This window comes from Streptomyces sp. (assembly GCF_036524955.1).
Lineage (GTDB): Bacteria > Actinomycetota > Actinomycetes > Streptomycetales > Streptomycetaceae > Actinacidiphila.
In genome coordinates this window covers 26454-45102 of record NZ_DATDBG010000075.1, presented here as the reverse complement: position 1 = coordinate 45102, position 18649 = coordinate 26454, and the positions used below count along the sequence as shown (strand labels likewise).

Sequence of the window (18649 nt, the reverse complement as noted above, 5' to 3'; positions counted from 1 at the left end):
TACCTGCGCGGGCGCGCCGCGCGCACGACCGGTTCCACGCCGACCTCCGCTCAGAAGAACGTGCGGATGTACGAGGTGACCGTGCCGTCCTCCCGGGCGAGGGGGATGAGTTGCCACCTGTCGAACGTGGTGCAGGGGTGGGAGAGGCCGAGGGCGACCCAGTCGCCGACGGCGAGGGGGTCGGCGGCGGGGACGGTGAGCCAGGTGTGCTGGTCGGAGAGGGCGGTGACGGTCAGGGCGGCGGGGGCGTCGCGGGTGGCGCCGTCGTGGGCGGAGCGGACGGTGCGGGGGACGGGCAGGCCGAGGTCGTAGGGGGCGTCGCGTTTGCCCGCGTTGAGGAACGCCTGGGTGCGGGTGGGACGGGAGACGACCTGGGCCCAGAGACGGAAGGCGGGCTGGAGGGCGCCTTCGGCGGGGACCCGGTTGAAGGGGGTGATCCGGCGGTAGTGGTCGTCGTCGTGGGTGACGTACGCGCCGGAGCGCAGGAGTCCGAGGACCGGCCGGGAGAGGGCGGGGAGGTCGGCGAAGACCTCGGCGACCGCGTCGAACCAGCCCGAGCCGCCCGCGCTGACCACGATCCGCGGGGCGTCCGCGAACCGTCCCGCCGCGTCGAGACCGGCCGCGAGTGCGACGAGCCGCCGCAGATAGGCCCGTACGCGGTCGGGGTCCGCCTGCGGGACCTCGCCCTCGTAACCGGCGACACCGACCAGCCGCAGGGTGCGGGTGGCGGCGACGGCCTCCGCGACGGCGGCGCACTCCGCTTCCGTACGTGCCCCGGTGCGCGCGCCGTCGCCCGCGCCGAGTTCGACCACCACGTCCAGGGGGCGCCGGGCGCCGGCCGACCGCAGCGCCTCGTCCATCAGCTGCACACCGCGGACGGAATCGGCGTAGCAGACCAGCTCGAACTCCGGGTCGGCGTCGAGCTGGGAGCCGAACCAGCGCAGGGCCGCCGCGTCGACCACCTCGTTGGCGAGGAAGACCCGCCGCACCCCGAAGGCGCGGCACACCCGCACCTGGGAGGGGACGGCCACCGTGATGCCCCAGGCGCCGTGGGCCAGCTGGCGGGCGAAGAGCTGCGGGGCCATGGAGGTCTTGCCGTGCGGGGCGAAGGCGAGGCCGTGGGAGGCGGTGTAGCGCTCCAGGGTGGCGAGGTTGTGGTCGAGGGCCTCCTCGGAGAGGGCGAGGACCGGTGTGGTGAAGCCGCCGTCGAAGAGGTTGCGGCGCTGGGCGGCCAGTTCACCGACGGTCAGCCCGTCCGCGTCCGGCGGCACCGCTTTGAATCGGTGGTCGATCCGCTCCTGGTCCAGCGCGGCCAACCGCTCACCCATGACGTCCATGGACCCTCCTGAGTCGTGTCGCGGTGTGCGCGACAGCCGTTGCACACACCGCTCCCGCTGTCCGACATCCCCCACGCGGCGTCGAAGGCGAACCCCGCAGGACGAAACCCTGGCACACACAGGCCGGCGTGACGGCACCCCCGCCGAGGGCCGACGCGGTCCGCCCGGGTGAGTCGATGCCCGCCTTCGTCCCGTCCCGCACCGGCCCACGCCTCACCGTGTCCGGCGGCCCCGCCGTACCACCGACCCGGGCACACGCCGACGCGCTTGCGTCCCCCGACGACGCGGCGTGGGGGAGACTGCGGCTGGAACCCCCCACTCGCCCCCCACTCACCCCCCCCGCACTCCCGACCCCCGAGGACGCGTCCGCATGAGCGAGCTGCCTGAGCACAACCCCGACCAGCTGCCCCACCTGCCCAAAATCGCGATCATGCCGCGCACGCACACGCCGCCCCCCGCGAAGTTCTCGCACGGAGTACGCAAGGGGAACATCCTCCAGGTGGCCGGCCAGGTCGGCTTTCTGCCCGCCACGGAGGGCCGGCCGCCCACCCCCGCGGGGCCCGGCCTGGCGGAGCAGACCCGGCAGACCCTCGCCAACGTCCAGACCGTTCTGACGGCCGGCGGCGCGACCTGGGAAGACGTGCTGATGGTCCGCGTCCACCTCACCGACACGGCCCACTTCGCCGCGTTCAACGAGATCTACGACGAGTTCTTCGCCGGCCTGAAGCAGGCGCCCGCGGCGCGCACCACGGTGTACGTGGGGCTGCCCGCGGGGCTGCTGGTCGAGATCGACGCGCTGGCCGTACTGGGGTGAGTACGGCGGCCTCCCACCGCCGGGTCGCCCTGGAACACGGGAGAACTTGTCCGACACCCGCCCGGCGCGGTCACGAAAGTAGGGACCGCGCCCCGTCACCGCGGTGCGGTGACTCGCGTCACGGCATCGCGCGGACGTGGGCGCCCCCCGAGGCCGGGGCCGGCCACCAGGCCGGTGACCGCGGCGCCCGCCGCGCCGACGGTGGCCGGCGCGGCGCCCGAGCCGGCCGCGGCGACCGTCCGGAGCGGCACGGTCGCTCCGCGCCCGGCTGATCCGGGCCCGGCATGGCCCGCTTGATTCGCGTGCGGTGCACGTTCCACGAGTGCCTCCGGGGGGCAAGGAGTCGGGGGGCAAGGAGTCGGGGGGTGACGGGACGTGCGGGTGGTCGGGAGCACCGGGGTGCACCTCGGGAGAGCCCGCGAGGACGGTTGATCCAGACCTATGGGTTGTCAAGACCTCTGCAGGTCACATGGCGTTCATTGGTCCCGATCCGCGACTTTCCGCACCCGAATCGCTACACGTCGATAAGCTGACGACCGCGAATGGCCAGGCCGGCCGCTCCGCCGGGCGGGAATGGGGAGGTTCCGTATGCCGAGCGTCATCACGGTCACGACGGACGATCTCGCGCTCCCGCTGGAGGAGCAGGTCATGCGGACGTCCGCGGCCCTGGACGCGTACGGCCACATCGTCGCGCTGGCGCCCCCCGAGCCCACCGATCCGGCCCGCCGCCGTATGCACACGGTGCGTTCGGCGCTGGAGGCCGACCGGATAGCGATCGTGCCCACCGCCCTGCCGCCGCTCGCCCTGGCCCTGCTCGGCGAGCAACTGCGGCAGCTCACCGGCACCGACCTCGGCCCCGGCGTGCTCGCGGGTGCCGCGCGCCTGCTCTCGTACTATCTGCACTCCGGCGCGCTGCTCGGCTCGGTCGCCAAGCTCGACCGGGTGCCGGTCGGCGTCGGTGTGCACGTCAAGTCGCTCGTCCCGGGGCGGCACTTCGCGGTGCTCGCGCACCCGGAGCCGTATCTCGGCGAGGCCGACCCGGCCAACGTGCCGCCCGGGCCCGGCTACCAGACGCAGCTCGCGGTGGCCGGCAAGGGCGTCGACCCGGCCTGGATCACCGGCCCGCTGGCCACCGCCTGGCGCTCCCAGCACCTGCGCGAGGTGCCGCTGCCCACCGACTCGGCGCGCTGGTGGGGCACCTCCCGGCTGGTCGAGTTCACCGCGTACATCGCCGACGTCGGCATGCTCTACCAACTCGTCACCTCGGTACGGCGCGACACCTGCACCTGGTGCGGGCTCGAGGCCATCGGCGACCAGTGCTTGTTCTGCGCCACCCGGCTGGGGGATCGTACGGCTCCGGCGAAGCACGCCGCCGCTCCCACCGGGCGCGCGATCGAGACCCCGCGCCGCCCCCAACTCGAACCCCACAAGCGATAGGTCCGCCCGCACATGAACTCACGTCAGCGCCGTGGTGTCGTCCTCCTGGTGGTCTCCGCCCTGTGCGCGGCGGCCGCCTTCGCCGGGGTGCTCGCCGTCGTCAGCGACGCGCGGTCGCAGGTCGGATCGAAGGTCACCGCGTACGAACTGGCCGCGGACGTCCCGGCGTACACCGAACTGGACGCCCACGACCTGCGCCGGATATCCGTGCCGAAACGGTGGCTGCCCGACACCGCGGTCCGCGAACCCGGCCAGTTCCAGGGGAAGATCGCCGCGGTGCCGCTGAAGAAGGGCTCGCTGCTGCAGTCCGACATGGTGGCCGCCCGGCCCGAACTCAAGCCGGGGCAGATGGAGATCGCCATCATGATCGACGCGGAGACCGGTGTGGCCGGCAAGATCACCCCCGGCGCGCGGGTCAACATCTTCGCGACCTTCGCGCCGCGCAAGGACACCGACCCCGAGATCTCGAAGATCATCGTGGCGGGCGCGCAGGTCATCGACGTCGGCGTGATCAAGGCGTTCGACAAGAGCCAGGACGCGCAGCGGCTCTCCGCCCAGGGCGTGCCCATCACCTTCGCGCTGGACACGGAGAACGCCCAACGGGTCGCGTTCGCCGAGTCGTTCGCCCGGCACGTGCGCCTCGCGCTGGTCGCGCCCGGCGACACCGCCGCCCCGCCCGCGAGCGACCGCACGTACACGCTGGCAGGGGACCTGGTGACGGGAGGCCGGCCGTGAGCGTACGGATCGTGGCCGCCACCGGGGACGCGGACGCGGCGCGGGCGCTGCTCGGGCTGATCGGCCAGCTCCCGGCAGCCGAACCGGGCCCAGCGGTGGGCGATTCCACCGCGCTGCTCGACGCCCTCGCCCGGGCCGCCGAAGCCGGGCTGGACGAAATGCCCGAGGTGGTGATCGTCCACGACACGATCGGCCCGATGCCCGCGCTCGACCTCGTCCGCGACGTGGCGCTGCGGTTCCCCGCGGTCGGCGTCGTCCTGCTCACCGCCGACCCCGGCCCGGCGATGCTCGCCGCCGCGATGAACTCCGGGGCACGCGGCGTGATCGGACTGCCGCTGGCCTACGACGAACTGGGCGCGCGGATCGAGGCCGCGGCCACCTGGGCGGTGGGCGTACGGCGGCACCTCAGCCCCGACCGGGCCGCACTGCCCGCGGTGGCCGGCGGCACGCTGGTCGCCGTCGCCGGGGCGAAGGGCGGCGTCGGCACCACCGTCACCGCCGTCCAGCTCGCCCTGGCCGCCCACGCCTCCGGCCGCTCCACCGCCCTGGTCGACCTCGACCTCCAGGGCGGGGACGTCGCCTCCTACCTGGACGTCCAGTTCCGGCGGTCGGTCGCCGACCTCGCCGACATCGCGGACGTCTCCTCCCGCGTGCTGAACGACGCCATGTACGTCCACGAGTCGGGACCCGCCCTGCTGCTCGCCCCCGCCGACGGCGAACGCGGCGAGGACGTCACCGACCGCTCGGCCCGGCTGGTGCTGGCCGCGCTCCGGCAGCGCTACGAGGTGGTCGTGGTGGACTGCGGAACCCAGGTGACCAGCGCCAACGCGGTCGCGGTGGAGACCGCGGAGGTGGCCGTGCTGGTCACCACGCCGGACGTGATCGCCGTCCGGGCGGCCAAGCGGATGGTCCGCATGTGGGACCGGCTGCAGATCCGTAAACCCCAGGACACGGTCACCGTCGTCAACCGCCACAGCCGCGCCGGCGAGATCCAGCCCTCGCTCATCGCCCGCATCACCGGTACGAAGACGGCCGCCTCGGTGATCCCGGCCGGCTTCCGCGAACTCCAGCCGGTCATCGACGCCGGACGGCTCCAGGACCTGGACGCCCGGTCCACCGTGAAGGCCGGGATCTGGGGGCTGGCGGGCGAGCTGGGGCTGGTGACGGGGGCGGTGCTGCCGGCCCCACGGGGGAAGCGGTCGCGCCGCGACCGCGACCGCGGCCAGGTGACCCTGGAGACGCTGGGGATGACCCCGGTCATCCTGGTCACGCTGATCCTGGTCTGGCAGGCGGTGCTCGCGGGCTACACCTTCACACTGGCGGGCAATGCCGCAGACCAGGCGGCACGGGCCGCGGCGGTCGGCGCCGACGCGGGCGCCGCGGCCCGCAGCGACCTGCCGGACGCCTGGGCCGACGGCATGTCGACGGACGTCGGCCGCGCCAACGGCCAGGTCGAGGTCACTGTCGGCCTCCGCGTCCCGGTCCTCTTCCCGGGCGCGATCGACTTCCCGCTCACCGTGCACGGACACGCGAAGACGGTGGACGAGGAGGGCACGCCGTGAGGGGCGCGCCGCGGACCGCGGCGTCCGCGCGCCACGCGGCCCGGGGTGCGGCGTCGGCGTTTCCGGGTTCGGGAGGCGGCCGGGCCGCCTCGCGTGCGGAGCTGACGCGCCCGGCGTCGGGTGTCGGGCGGGTGGGTCGGCCGCTGCCGCTGCCGCAGTCGCTGGGCGAAGGGTGGCGGGTTCCGCGGTCGGCGTGTGCGTGTCCGGTGACGGACAGCCGGCGGCCGGGCCGCCGATCGCCGGTCCTGCGGGGCGGGGCGCTGTGGCTTTCGCCGGGGCGTGCTTCGAGCCGGCCGGTACCGCACCCGCCGGGCGGGACACGGCCGCGGGCCGCCGCAGGACGCCGCGACCGCGGGGTCGCCTCCCTCGAATACCTCGGCATGCTGCCGTTCCTGCTGCTGATCGCCCTCGCGGGGATTCAGCTCGGCCTGGTGGCGTACTGCGGGCAGCAGGCCGGGACCGCGGCGCGGACCGCCGCCCGGACCGCGGCCGAGCCGGCGCCGCACCCGAACGCGGGGGACGCCGGCAGGGCCGCCGTGAGCGGCTGGGTGGACGTGGACATCGCCTTCCCCGGCACCGGCGACGACCGGAAGGTGACCGCCACCGCCACCGTACGCATCCCCTCCGTACTGCCCGGAGTGAGCTTCTTCGATCCCGTCACCCGGTCCGCGACGATGCCGAGGGAGGACAGCACCCCGTGAGTCTCCGCGCCCGCCTCGCCGTGGACGAGGCCGCCCCGCAGACCCAGGAAAGCCACCTCGTGGCGGTCTACCGGGCCAAGCTGCTTCAGGAGATCGACCTCGCCGAGATGTCCGCGCTCACCGCGGCCGAACGCCGGGCCCGGCTGGAACGCGTCCTCGGGCACATCATCAGCCGCGAGGGCCCGGTGCTGTCCACCACCGAGCGCGCCGCGCTGATCCGGCGTGTGGTGGACGAGGCGCTGGGCCTGGGCATCCTCGAACCGCTCCTGGAAGACCCGTCCATCACCGAGATCATGGTCAACGGCCCCGACCGGATCTACGTCGAACGCGGCGGCCGGGTCGAACCCGTCGCCGCCCGGTTCTCCTCCGCCGAGCAGCTTCTGCAGACCATCGAACGCATCGTGTCCACCGTCAACCGCCGGGTGGACGAGTCCAATCCGATGGTCGACGCCCGGCTCCCGTCCGGCGAACGCGTCAACGTCATCATCCCGCCGCTCTCGCTGACCGGCCCCACCCTCACCATCCGCCGCTTCCCGCGCGCGTACACCCTCCAGGAACTCATCGGCCTGGGCACGCTCGACGAGCACATGCTGCTGCTGCTGTCCTCGTTCGTCCGCGCGAAGTGCAACATCATCGTCAGCGGCGGCACCGGCTCGGGCAAGACCACCCTGCTCAACTCACTGTCCGGGCTGATCCCGGACGGCGAGCGGATCATCACCGTCGAGGACGCCGCCGAACTCCAGCTGCAGCAGGAGCACGTGATCCGGCTGGAGTCCCGCCCGCCCAACGTCGAGGGCGAGGGCCGGATCACCATCCGCGACCTGGTCCGCAACTCGCTGCGGATGCGCCCCGACCGCATCATCGTCGGCGAGGTCCGCGGAGGCGAGACACTGGACATGCTCCAGGCGATGTCCACCGGGCACGACGGCTCGCTCGCCACGGTGCACGCCAACTCCGCGGAGGACGCGGTGCTGCGGCTCCAGACGCTCGCCTCGATGAGCGAGGTCAAGATCCCGTTCGAGGCGCTGCGCGACCAGATCAACTCGGCGGTGGACGTCATCGTCCAGCTCCACCGGCACATCGACGGCACCCGGCGGATCGCCGAGATCGCGGTGCTCTCCTCGCGCGGCCGGGACGTCTTCCGGCTCACCTCCGCCACCCGCTTCCGCGCCGAACCGCTCGGCGTGGACCGCATCGTCCGTGGCTGGTACGAACACCGGCCGGTGCCCCGCGAGATCGGCGAACGCCTGTACCTGGCCGGCGAGCACATACCGGCCGCGTTCGGGATCGGCGCCACCGAACTGGAACTCGACAGCCGGGAGGCGAAATGACGGCAGTCGTCACGGTCGCCGGCGCGACCGACTCCGGGGCGCCGCCCCGCTCCGTCCCGCTCGCCGCCGCTTTCGCGTCCGGGCCGTACCCGCTGCTCGTGCTCGGCGTCAGCACGGTGGCGCTGGTGCTCGGCGTGTGGGGGCTGACCGCGTGGTGGGGCGGCCGGGCGGACCGGGCCGCGCTGGTCGAACGGCTCGCGGGGGCGACGGGGTCAACGAACCGGCAGGCCCCGTTCGCCGGACTCGACCGGCGGGTGCGGCGGTACGCGTGGGGCCAGCGGCTGGCCGGCCGGCTCGCGGCCACCGGCACCGACCTGACGCCCGGCCAGTTCACCGCGTCCGTCGCCGGTTTCGTCGTCGGGGCATGGATCGCCGCCGCGGTGGTCCTCGCCCCCTTCTTCGGGCCGATCGCCGCCCTGCTCGCCGCGTGGGCGGGCTCCTCCTTCCTGGAGTGGCGGCGGCGCGTCCGCAACGAGCGCTTCATCGCCCAACTGCCCGAACTGGCCCGGGTGCTGGCCAACGCGACCCAGGCCGGCCTCGCGCTGCGCACCGCCGTCTCCATGGCCGCGGAGGAACTGGAGGCGCCCGCGGGGGAGGAACTGAAGCAGGTCGCCGACGCCATGGCGCTCGGCCACTCGGTCGAGGACGCCCTAGGCGAGCTGCAACAGCGCCTGCCCAGCCGGGAGTTGATCGTCCTGGTCTCCACGCTGGTGCTGTCCAGCCGGGCCGGCGGCTCCGTGGTGGAGTCCCTGCGCAACCTCACCGTCACCCTGGAGGAGCGCAAGGAGACCCGCCGGGAGATCCGTACCCAGATGTCCCAGGTCACCGTCACCGCCTACGCCGTCCCGGTCATCGGCCTCGGCTCCCTGCTGCTGATGGACCGCATCATGCCGGGCTCGCTCAGCGCGATGACCGGCTCCAACGCCGGGCGGATCGCGGTACTGATCTCGCTCGGCCTGTACGTCGTCGGGTTCGCGCTGATCCGCCGCATGTCCCGGATCGACGTGTGAGGGGCGCGCGATGACACGTGTGAGGGGCGTGCGATGACTCTGCTGGGACTGGCCTTGGGGCTGGCGCTCGCCGCGTGCGCGGTCGGCGCGGTGTACGCGATCGGGCTGATCCGCGCGGACGTCAAACTCCCCGACGACCTCGCGCTCGCCCTCGAGGTCGGCCGCACCCGTACCACCCGGACCGGCAACGCCATCGACCGGATCGGCATCCGCTGGGTGCCGGCCGTGCTGCGCATGATGGGACCCGCCCGGATAGCCCGGACGCGGGCGCGCATCGACCACGCGGGGCACCCGCACGGCCTCACGGTCGAACGGTACGCGGCGCGCCGTGCGGTCTACGGCGGTCTCGGCGGCTTCGGCGGGCTGGTCCTGCTCATCCAGGGCCGCTGGGTCCTCGCGCTGCTGCTGATCGCGTACGGCTGGTACTGGGCCGACCTCGGCATCTGGCTGGCCGTCCGCCGCCGCCGCGACGACATCGAACGCACCCTGCCCGACTTCCTCGACGTCCTCGCCGTCGTCGTCAGCGCCGGCCTCGGCTTCCGCCAGGCGCTGGAGCGCGTCAACTCCGTCTACCAGGGCCCCTGGTCGGACGAGATCCGGGTCGCCCTGCGCCAGATGGACATCGGGGTCAGCCGCCGCGACGCCTTCGACCAGCTCCGCAAGCGCAACCGCAGTGACCAGGTGAGCCAGTTCGTCACCGCCCTCCAGCAGGGCGAGGAACTCGGCGCCCCCATCGCCCGCACCCTCCTCCAGATCGCCACCGACATGCGCCGCACCGAGGCCCAGAACGCCCGCCGCCGCGCGGCCCGGATGGTCCCCCGCGCGACCGGCGTCATCACCACGCTGTTGGTGCCGGCGACGATGATTCTGCTGATCACGGGGACGATCATCGGGTCGCGGATTCAGTTCGGCGACGTCTTCGGGGGCGGGTGAGGGCGGGTGAACGTGATGTCTCCGGCACATCCGGGGAACCCGGCAAATCCCGTGAACCTACTGCGACGGAGCGTCATCACGTTGCATGCTGGCGTGACGGGCGACGGCGCCGGTCGTGCGTCGGCCGGCACCGGCTCAACTGGCTGCGGATGCCCGGGACTCGGGTGTACCTTTGCATTCGCAACCATATTTGCACCTGCAATCCAGCTCGACCCGCTGCGAATCCGACCGAACCAGCGAGAGGCGGTGCGCCGTGGACACCTTCCCTGACAGGCCGCACGCGGCCGCCGCACGCACTAGCCAGGTGACAAAGAATGGGACGAACAACCATGAACAGATGGGTACTTCAGCGCTACACCACCGCCGAGCTATGGCTCCGCGCGCGGACGGAACGCCTGGCGGACCGAGTGGCCACGCGGGCCGCGGACCGGGGCCAGACGTCCTTCGAGTACCTGGGGATCGCGGTGGTGATCGCGGTGATCATCGGGGTGCTGGCGGGAACGACGGACATCGGCACGAAGATCAAGGACTCGATCACCAGCATGATCAACAAGATCACCAGTGGAAGCGGCAAGTAAGCCGGCTCGGCGATGACCGCGGTCAGACGATCGGCATCTACATCGTCGCCATGAGCGCGCTCTTCTTCCTGGCCTTCGCGTACTTCGCGGTCGGCCAGGCCGCGGTCACGCGGAACAGCGCGCAGACGGCCGCGGACGCGGCGGCGCTCGCGGCTGCCCGGGAGCTTCGCGACGAGGTGAAGGTCGACTTCCTGCGCGCCCTGACCGGCGACGATCTCGACGCGCTGGCACGTCTGCTGGCGAACGCCGGTACCGACGACGGGTCCGCCTGCGCTGCGGCCGGTACGTATGCCGATGACAACCAGGCCGAACTTCGTGGGTGCGACCCGGTATCCGGCCCACCCGGTTACACCGTTACGGTCAGGACCCTGGGCACGGTGGGCAGTTCGGTGATCGACGGCACCGAGGACAAGCACGCTGAGGCCACCGCCACCGCTGTGGTGGAACCGCGGTGCACGTTCGGCGACAAGGACGGCCACACGATCCGGTTCGCCTGCCGCGACGGCGACCTGACGATCGATCCGACAGCGGACGGCTTCACGCTCGATCTGTCCGCCTTCTACTCCGTCCATCTGAGCAAGTGACGACCGGCCGAAAAACGAGGGAACGGGGAACGATGGGATACCGGCGCAGGGCGACGACCGCGGTGGCACTCGGAGCCGTGGCGGCGATCACGGTGGCGGGCTGCGGTGGTGGCGGGGGCGACGAGAAGGCGGACAGCAAGCCGTCGGCGGCGGCCGGTGCGCCCGCCACCACGAGCGGTGCGGGCAGCAGCGCCGCACCGTCCGCCACGCCGACCCAGATCCTGGCCCAGATCAAGGGCGAGAAGGACATCGAGGTCACCATCAACTCGGCCGTACGGGATTCCGGCGGTTTCGTCACGGTTCAAGGCATGCTCACCAACAACGGGACCAGGATCTTCAACGCCGACGACTGGGTCGGCAACGAGACCGAGCTCGCGCCCTCCGGCGCCTCCGTCGCGGGCGCCGTCCTCGTCGACGAGGCGGGCAAGAAGCGGTACTACGTGCTGCGGGACACCGATGGCAAGTGCCTGTGCACGATGAAGCTGCTGAGCATCCAACCCCAGGAAACCCGCCCCTTCTTCGCCCAGTTCCCCGCCCCGCCCGCCGCCACCACGCAGGTGGATTTCTCGCTGCCGACCATGCCGCCCGCCAAGATCACCATCTCGGAGGGGTGAGGCGCAGGTGAAACCGAAGGCTTCCGCGGCCACCACCGCAGCCATCCTGATCGCCGTGCTGGTCACCGGTACCGCGGTGGGCGGCGGTGCGGCCATCGCCGATGACAATCCGCCGCCGAACGCCGGCGACGCCATCCCCGGCGCCCCGGTGAAGGTCGATCCGGCCTCGCCGAACCTCCGGCTGCCGGAGGGGGCGAAGCTGGCACCGCCCAAGGTGCTGGACATCGTGTCCGTCACGGACCAGAGCACCGTGGCGGCCAGCCAGCCGGAGCAGCGGCAGGAGCAGTCCAACTCGCAGGTCACGTACGCGCTCCAGTCGGAGGTGCTGTTCGCCATCGACAGCGCGAGGCTCTCGCCGGCCGCGGCCTCGCGGATCCGGGCGATCGCGGGCGACATCAAGGCGCGACACGTCACGTCACCCATTCGTGTATTCGGCTTCACCGACAACCTGGGCAGCAGCGACCATGGGGATGTGCTGTCCAAGGCGCGGGCCGACGCGGTCTACACAGTCCTGGCAACGGCGCTGGGCGCGCTGGGTGACGCATCCCACACCTTCCAAGTCCGCGGGTACGGCGAGGACTACCCAATTGCGGACAATTCCACGGAAAGCGGCCGCCGCCAGAACCGTCGAGTCGAAATCACCTTTACGCCACCTGCCGCATAAGGGCCTGGCCGACCGCTCAAACGCGGTACGGTGTAACTCCCCCCCTCGGGCCGGTTCGCTCTCCCCCCCCTGCGAACCGGCCCGTTTTCTGTCCCGGGCGGGGTGCCGACGCCGGTACGTCGCATCTCGCGGGACCCAGTGGAACGCCATGAGGCGGCCGGCGTGTGCGGGGGCGCTCCCGGGCACGCCGCTGGCCCGTCAGCACGTGTCCACCGGCAACCGCGCCGCCGTACCGTGGTCCGGTTCCCGTCCCTGCGGCTCTGCCGCCGCCCTGCGCGGCAGCCGACCGGCCCCCCCCGTAGAGCCCGTACACGCGCCCGGGGAGCCTTACGAACCCCCCGCGGTCACCTCCACCCGCGCCCCCCTCACCACCCCCCACTCCGCCAGCGCGCCCGCCTCCGCCTCCAGGACGTGGCGGGCGCGGAAGCGGGGGCGGCCGAGGCGGCCCGGGGGCATGGTGCGGGTGGCGAGGACGCGCAGGTGGCGGTCGAGGTACGCGACGTCGATGGTGAACCGCATGCGCAGGGTGTGGACGCTGGAGGCCGGGGTGAGCAGCAGGGCGCCCTCGATGCCGTCGTGGCCGAGCAGACCGCGGGTGCGGGCGCGGTAGGAGGCGGCGATCCGCAGGGGTACCGCGGTCCCGGGTGTGCGCAGGGTCCCGTCGCCGTCTCGCAGGCGTTGTCGGCGCATGGCCCCTCCCCGGGGCCGGGTTGGCGTGTACGGTCGGCCCGGTGCATGTCTATCTGATCGCGGGCGCCGCCGTCTGGGGATTGGCCGGCGGGCTGCTGGTGCCGCGCGCCGCCTACCGGCTGGCCGTCCCCGCGGGCGAGCCCTGGGCCGCGGTCTGCCCTGCCGGGCACGCGATCCGCGGCTGGCTCGGCCCGGCCCGCTGCCCCGCGTGCGCCACGCCCCCGTACGGCCTCGGTTACGGTGCCGCGGCGGCCGGCGCCCTCGCCTGCGGGGCGCTCGCGCTCACCCTGGGGGCGCACCCCGAACTCGTCGTCTGGCTGCTGCTCGTCCCCGTCGGCCTGGTCCTGGCCCGGGTGGACCTCCTCGTCTTCCGCCTCCCCGACGTCCTCACCCTCCCCGCGCTGCCCGTCACCGCCGCGCTGCTCGGCCTCGCGGCCCTCCTCCCCGCCCACGACGGCTCCTGGACCCGCGCCCTGCTCGCCGCGGTCGCGGTCGGCGCGATCTATCTCGTGATGTTCCTCGTCAACCCGGCGGGCATGGGCTTCGGCGACGTCAAACTCGCCCCCACCCTCGGCCTGTCCCTCGGCTGGTACGGCTGGCCGTCCGTCGTCACCGGCACGTTCGCCGGGCTCGCCCTCGGCGCCCTGGCGGGCCTCCTCCTCATCGCCGGCCGCAGGGCGACCCGCAAGACGGCCATCCCCTTCGGGCCCTTCATGCTGATCGGTGCCCTCGGCGCGCTGCTCATCGGCTGACCGGGCGGTCACGTTCGCACCCCCGGGCACGGGTCGCGCCGGACCCAGGCCGCCCGGTGTCCCAGGGCAGGCGAGCGGGCGTGCCCGAGTCAGGAGCACGCCGGCACGGTGACCGAGGGCAGGGGGCGTGCCCCGAGGCGGAAGCGAGGCCGCACGGTGGTTGAGGGCGGGCGGGCGCCGCGAGGCAGGCGGGGACTTTTGGGTCGACCTACTGCTCGCTGCTGATCGCCCAGAGATTGACGCCCTCCGGCTCCACCGCGTACCGGTCGATCTCGGCCAGTTCTTCCGCAGTGAGGGGCGCCGCCCCGACGGCGGCGACGTTCGCCTCCAGTTGGGCCACGGAGGAGGCCCCGATGAGGGCCGACGTGACGCGAGGGTCCCGCAGCGCCCAGCTGAGGGCGAGCTGCGCGAGGGACTGGCCGCGGGCCGCGGCGATGTCGTTGAGCGCGCGCAGCCGGGTGATCGTCTCGGGGTTGACCAGCGCGGGGTTGAGGGACTTGCCCTGGGCGGCGCGGGAGTCCTGCGGGATGCCGCCGAGGTAGCGGTCGGTGAGCAGGCCCTGCGCGAGAGGCACGAAGCCGATGCAGCCCATGCCCTCCTCCGCCAGGACGTCGAGCAGCCCTTCCGTCTCGATCCAGCGGTTGATCATGGAGTACGAGGGCTGGTGGATCAGCGCCGGCACCCCCAGCTCCCGCAGGATCCGCGCCGCCTCCCTCGTACGGTCGGGGCCGTAGGAGGAGATGCCGACGTAGAGCGCCTTGCCCTGCCGGACCGCGGAGGCCAGCGCGCCCATCGTCTCCTCGAGGGGGGTCTCCGGGTCGAACCGGTGGGAGTAGAAGATGTCGACGTAGTCAAGACCCATTCGGGTGAGCGACTGGTCGAGCGAGGCCAGCAGGTACTTGCGGGAGCCCCACTCGCCGTACGGTCCCGGCCACATGTCGTAGCCGGCCTTGGTGGAGATGACGAGTTCGTCGCGGTACGGGCGGAAGTCCTGGGCGAAGATGGTGCCGAAGTTGGCCTCGGCGGCGCCGTACGGCGGGCCGTAGTTGTTGGCCAGGTCGAAGTGGGTGACGCCGAGGTCGAAGGCGCGGCGCAGGATCGCCCGCTGGGAGTCGAGGGTGCGGTCGTCACCGAAGTTGTGCCACAGGCCGAGCGAGACGGCCGGGAGCTTGAGGCCGCTGCGGCCGGTGCGGCGGTACTCCATGGAGTCGTAGCGCTCGTCGGCGGCGCGGTAGAGGTTTCTTATGTTCACCGGCCCTGCTTATCACGTGTGCCCGAACCGGTTGCGGCGAGCTGCCGCCGTGCGCGCCCGGCAGCCGGAGCGCACCCGCCCCGCCCGCGCCCGCCCCGCCCCCGTACCCGCCGTGCGTCCGCCCCCCCGTACCCGGTTCGTGTATGCGGCCGTCTCCGCAGTAGTGTGGCCGCCGGGCGTCGAGCGCAGGAGGGGCTGGTACGCGATGAATCTGCGCGACCTGGTGTACGGGCTGTACTCCCGCAGGGTGGAACGCCGCCTCGACGTGTCCCAGGCCCCCAAGCACATCGGCGTGATCCTGGACGGCAACCGGCGCTGGGCCAAGGCGGCCGGCGGCACCACCGAGCAGGGCCACCGGGCCGGCGCGGACAAGATCGCCGAGATGCTGGGCTGGTGCGAGGAGACCGGTGTCGAGGTGGTCACGCTGTGGCTGCTGTCCACCGACAACCTGGACCGGCCCGCCGAGGAACTGGTCCCGCTGCTGGGCATCATCGAGGACGCGGTGACCGAGCTCGCCGCGACCGGCCGCTGGCAGGTGAACCACGTGGGCACCATGGACCTGCTGCCCGCGCACACCCAGTCCGTGCTGAAGGAGGCCGAGCAGGCCACCCACGGCGTCACCGGCATCCTGGTGAACGTGGCGGTCGGCTACGGCGGCCGGCAGGAGATCGCCGACGCCGTACGGTCGCTGCTGCACGAGCACGCCGGGCGCGGCACGTCCATCGAGGACCTGGCCGAGATCCTGGACGTGGAGCACATCGCCGAGCACCTCTACACCCGCGGCCAGCCCGATCCGGACCTGGTGATCCGCACCTCGGGCGAACAGCGGTTGTCCGGATTCATGCTGTGGCAGAGCGCCCATTCGGAGTATTACTTCTGCGAGGTCTTCTGGCCCGCGTTCCGCAAGGTGGACTTCCTGCGTGCGCTGCGGGACTACGCCGCCCGGCACCGCCGCTACGGCGCGTGATGCCCTCCCCTTGCCTTCGGCGGGGGGATCCCCGGCCGCCGCCAGCGGCTTCTCCGTGACGCCCGTCCGCCGCCGAACGGGGGGTGAGCGCTGGGTGATCGTTCCATGACCATCGGACGACTGTCATATGCATTCGCATGGGCATAGGCTTAGCCGGGCATATCACTGGCAGACCGGCATCCGGCCCACGGTTGCCGGCTTTGCAGACTCACCTCTCCCGAGGGGGTTCGTCCACACGTGGTGACCAGCAAGAATCGCCGTGATCACGACCGGCGCACGTACGTACTCGACACCAGCGTGCTGCTCGCCGACCCCAACGCTTTCGCCAGGTTCGACGAGCACGAGGTAGTGCTTCCGGTCGTCGTGGTGACGGAGTTGGAGGCCAAGCGCCACCATCCGGAACTCGGCTACTTCGCCCGCCAGGCGTTGCGGCAGCTCGACGAGTTCCGGATCCGCTACGGCAGGCTCGACTCGCCGATCCCGATCGGCGAGATCGGCGGCACGCTCCGCGTCGAACTCAACCACTCCGACCCCGGGGTACTGCCCGCGGGTTTCCGGCTCGGTGACAACGACTCGCGCATCCTGGCGGTCGCCCGCAATCTCCAGGCCGAGGGGTACGACGTCACAGTCGTCTCCAAGGACCTGCCGCTGCGGGTGAAGGCGTCCTCGGTCGGCCTGCTGGCCGAGGAGTACCGGGCCGAGCTCGCGATCACCTCCGGCTGGACGGGAATGGAGGAACTGCTGGTCGGTGCGGAGGACGTCGACGCGCTCTTCGCGCAGGACACGATCGAACTGCCCGAGGCCGCGGACCTGCCGGTGCACACCGGCCTGGTGCTCCAGTCCGAGCGCGGCAAGGCGCTCGGCCGGGTCACCGCGGACGGCCGGGTCAAGCTGGTGCGCGGGGACCGCGAGGCGTTCGGCATCCACGGCCGCAGCGCCGAACAGCGCATCGCCCTGGACCTCCTGCTGGACCCGGAGGTCGGCATCGTGTCGATGGGCGGGCGCGCCGGCACCGGAAAGTCGGCGCTGGCGCTGTGCGCCGGCCTTGAGGCGGTCCTGGAGCGCCGTCAGCACCGCAAGGTGATGGTCTTCCGGCCGCTGTACGCGGTCGGCGGCCAGGAACTCGGCTACCTGCCGGGCAGCGAGGCCGAGAAGATGAGCCCGTGGGCTCAGGCGGTCTTCGACACGCTCTCCGCGGTGACGTCCAAGGAGGTCATCGAGGAGGTGGTGGCCCGCGGCATGCTGGAGGTGCTGCCGCTCACCCACATCAGGGGCCGCTCGCTGCACGACGCCTTCGTGATCGTGGACGAGGCCCAGTCGCTGGAGCGCAACGTGCTGCTGACCGTGCTGTCGCGGGTCGGCGCCGGATCGCGGGTGGTGCTCACCCACGACGTCGCCCAGCGCGACAACCTCCGGGTGGGGCGGTACGACGGCGTGGTGGCGGTGGTGGAGAAGCTGAAAGGCCATCCGCTCTTCGCCCACGTGACGCTGAACCGTTCCGAACGGTCCCCCATCGCAGCCCTCGTGACGGAGATGCTGGAGGACGGGGTGGCCTGACCTGAAGCCGGGACTTCCGCGTGATGTCCCGATTTGAATACGAATAGCATGAGTTGAGGCTGCTGCGCCCCGCAGGAGGGGCGCAGCAGCTTAGCGTTTCCCGGGCCCGGCCGCTGAAATTTACCGCCGTCCGCGGCGTGTGAACTTTGCCACTCAACCGGAAATTGCCGCGCGGCGTCCCGGTACGGCAGGGTGTGAGGCTGTCAGGCCCCGCTTATGGCACTCCCGCGCCCCAGGGCAAGGGAACAGCACCACCCCCACAAATCCACAACGGCCGCCATAAGCCGCCCGAGCATCACGCGGACCCCGCAAGGGACTTCGCGCCGGGCCAGTGCCCCCGTGACCGACCGGCCCGAACAGCGGACCGGTCAGGGGGACAGCGCCAGGGGCGCGATTGCGTCCGTCCGGTCCCCGGACGGACGCTTCCGGAAGGAAACCGTGTGAGCCGGATCTCGGTCCGGGGACTCGCGGTGGCATCCGCCACCGCCGTCACCACTGTGGGCGCCGTCGTCGGCGTCGCGTCGGGAGCGGAACAGGGCGGCAGCACCGAGGCCGTCGAACCCGCCGGCACGACGACCCTCCTCGCGGACATCCCCGAGGGGCAGCAGGTTCAGCAGGCATCGCTGACCGAGCAGGTACTCGCTCAGTCCGACGCCGCTGACACGACGGCGCGGCAGTCCGCCGAGCAGGCCGCCCGTGTGCAGGCCGCCAAGGACGCAGCCGCCAAGAAGAAGGCAGCGGACGAAGCCGCGGCCAAGGCGAGGGAAGAGGCCGCCAGCCGCGGCGACGCGCGCGCCAGTTTCCCGGTCCAGGCCTCGTACTCGATCGCCGAGGTCCAGGCGATGGCCAAGCAGATCGTGGGCAGCGGCCAGTACTTCTGCTTCTCCAACATCGTGGAGCACGAGAGCGGTTGGCGGTACACCGCCACCAATGCCTCCTCCGGTGCCTACGGTCTGGTCCAGGCGCTGCCCGGCTCCAAGATGGCCTCGGCCGGCGCCGACTGGCAGACCAATCCGGCCACGCAGATAAAGTGGGGCCTGAACTACATGAACAGCCGCTATGGCAGCCCGTGCGGCGCCTGGCAGTTCTGGCAGGTCAACCACTGGTACTAGGGCCTGTCTGACACATCCC

At 72.3% G+C, this 18649-nt stretch carries 19 protein-coding genes; 16 read left to right on the top strand and 3 right to left on the bottom strand.

Annotated features, from left to right (window positions below):
- Positions 1 to 50: 50 nt before the first annotated feature.
- The gene (locus VIW71_RS06520) at positions 51 to 1328 is read right to left on the bottom strand and encodes an alanine racemase (protein ID WP_331621039.1); all 1278 of its coding nucleotides are present in this window, start codon (positions 1326 to 1328) and stop codon (positions 51 to 53) included.
- 379 nt (positions 1329 to 1707) lie between these two features.
- Here VIW71_RS06520 and VIW71_RS06515 point away from each other — a divergent pair, with 379 nt between their 5' ends.
- The 12 genes from VIW71_RS06515 to VIW71_RS06460 all read left to right on the top strand — a co-directional run bounded on the left by VIW71_RS06515 (position 1708) and on the right by VIW71_RS06460 (position 12300).
- Positions 1708 to 2151, top strand: coding sequence for a RidA family protein (locus VIW71_RS06515; protein ID WP_331621024.1), 444 nt, complete (start codon positions 1708 to 1710; stop codon positions 2149 to 2151).
- A gap of 588 nt (positions 2152 to 2739) precedes the next feature.
- On the top strand, positions 2740 to 3588 hold the full coding sequence (locus VIW71_RS06510; protein WP_331621023.1) for a hypothetical protein: 849 nt from the start codon (positions 2740 to 2742) through the stop codon (positions 3586 to 3588).
- A gap of 12 nt (positions 3589 to 3600) precedes the next feature.
- Positions 3601 to 4323, top strand: a complete 723-nt coding sequence (gene cpaB, locus VIW71_RS06505; RefSeq protein ID WP_331621022.1) for a Flp pilus assembly protein CpaB — start codon at positions 3601 to 3603, stop codon at positions 4321 to 4323.
- Positions 4320 to 5885 (top strand): AAA family ATPase, encoded by a 1566-nt coding sequence (locus tag VIW71_RS06500; protein ID WP_331621021.1) that lies wholly within the window; start codon positions 4320 to 4322, stop codon positions 5883 to 5885. The genes cpaB and VIW71_RS06500 overlap by 4 nt, the downstream gene beginning before the upstream one ends.
- A gap of 380 nt (positions 5886 to 6265) precedes the next feature.
- Positions 6266 to 6586 carry a TadE/TadG family type IV pilus assembly protein gene (locus tag VIW71_RS06495; RefSeq protein ID WP_414720677.1) on the top strand — a complete coding sequence of 107 codons (321 nt, stop codon included), beginning with the start codon at positions 6266 to 6268 and terminating at the stop codon, positions 6584 to 6586.
- A complete protein-coding gene (locus tag VIW71_RS06490) occupies positions 6583 to 7917 on the top strand; it encodes a CpaF family protein (protein WP_331621019.1) in 1335 nt (444 codons plus the stop codon). Before VIW71_RS06495 ends, VIW71_RS06490 begins: the two co-directional genes overlap by 4 nt.
- Complete coding sequence (locus VIW71_RS06485) at positions 7914 to 8927, top strand: type II secretion system F family protein (RefSeq protein WP_331621017.1); 1014 nt, start codon at positions 7914 to 7916, stop codon at positions 8925 to 8927. Before VIW71_RS06490 ends, VIW71_RS06485 begins: the two co-directional genes overlap by 4 nt.
- Before the next feature lie 33 nt (positions 8928 to 8960).
- Entirely contained in the window at positions 8961 to 9860 is a 900-nt protein-coding gene (locus tag VIW71_RS06480) for a DUF5936 domain-containing protein (protein WP_331621016.1), read from the top strand.
- Between the two features lie 329 nt (positions 9861 to 10189).
- The gene (locus VIW71_RS06475; RefSeq protein WP_331621037.1) at positions 10190 to 10438 is read left to right on the top strand and encodes a hypothetical protein; all 249 of its coding nucleotides are present in this window, start codon (positions 10190 to 10192) and stop codon (positions 10436 to 10438) included.
- A gap of 29 nt (positions 10439 to 10467) precedes the next feature.
- Positions 10468 to 11022: a pilus assembly protein TadG-related protein gene (locus VIW71_RS06470; RefSeq protein WP_331621036.1), complete on the top strand. Its 555-nt coding sequence runs from the start codon at positions 10468 to 10470 to the stop codon at positions 11020 to 11022.
- A gap of 32 nt (positions 11023 to 11054) precedes the next feature.
- Complete coding sequence (locus tag VIW71_RS06465; protein WP_331621015.1) at positions 11055 to 11636, top strand: hypothetical protein; 582 nt, start codon at positions 11055 to 11057, stop codon at positions 11634 to 11636.
- Between the two features lie 7 nt (positions 11637 to 11643).
- Positions 11644 to 12300, top strand: coding sequence for an OmpA family protein (locus tag VIW71_RS06460; RefSeq protein WP_331621014.1), 657 nt, complete (start codon positions 11644 to 11646; stop codon positions 12298 to 12300).
- A 327-nt stretch (positions 12301 to 12627) separates the two neighbouring features.
- Here the strand turns inward: VIW71_RS06460 and VIW71_RS06455 are convergent, their stop codons facing one another.
- On the bottom strand, positions 12628 to 12990 hold the full coding sequence (locus tag VIW71_RS06455) for a DUF192 domain-containing protein (RefSeq protein ID WP_331621013.1): 363 nt from the start codon (positions 12988 to 12990) through the stop codon (positions 12628 to 12630).
- Between the two features lie 41 nt (positions 12991 to 13031).
- Here VIW71_RS06455 and VIW71_RS06450 point away from each other — a divergent pair, with 41 nt between their 5' ends.
- Positions 13032 to 13742, top strand: coding sequence for an A24 family peptidase (locus VIW71_RS06450; protein WP_331621012.1), 711 nt, complete (start codon positions 13032 to 13034; stop codon positions 13740 to 13742).
- A gap of 208 nt (positions 13743 to 13950) precedes the next feature.
- Here VIW71_RS06450 and mgrA read toward each other — a convergent pair whose 3' ends face one another.
- Positions 13951 to 14994: an L-glyceraldehyde 3-phosphate reductase gene (gene mgrA, locus VIW71_RS06445; protein WP_331621011.1), complete on the bottom strand. Its 1044-nt coding sequence runs from the start codon at positions 14992 to 14994 to the stop codon at positions 13951 to 13953.
- A gap of 205 nt (positions 14995 to 15199) precedes the next feature.
- Between mgrA and VIW71_RS06440 the strand changes: the two genes are divergently transcribed.
- The 3 genes from VIW71_RS06440 to VIW71_RS06430 all read left to right on the top strand — a co-directional run bounded on the left by VIW71_RS06440 (position 15200) and on the right by VIW71_RS06430 (position 18630).
- Positions 15200 to 15961, top strand: coding sequence for an isoprenyl transferase (locus VIW71_RS06440; RefSeq protein WP_331621010.1), 762 nt, complete (start codon positions 15200 to 15202; stop codon positions 15959 to 15961).
- Positions 15962 to 16198: 237 nt separating this feature from the next.
- The gene (locus VIW71_RS06435) at positions 16199 to 17518 is read left to right on the top strand and encodes a PhoH family protein (protein WP_331621009.1); all 1320 of its coding nucleotides are present in this window, start codon (positions 16199 to 16201) and stop codon (positions 17516 to 17518) included.
- A gap of 440 nt (positions 17519 to 17958) precedes the next feature.
- On the top strand, positions 17959 to 18630 hold the full coding sequence (locus VIW71_RS06430; RefSeq protein WP_331621008.1) for a transglycosylase SLT domain-containing protein: 672 nt from the start codon (positions 17959 to 17961) through the stop codon (positions 18628 to 18630).
- Positions 18631 to 18649 lie beyond the last annotated feature (19 nt).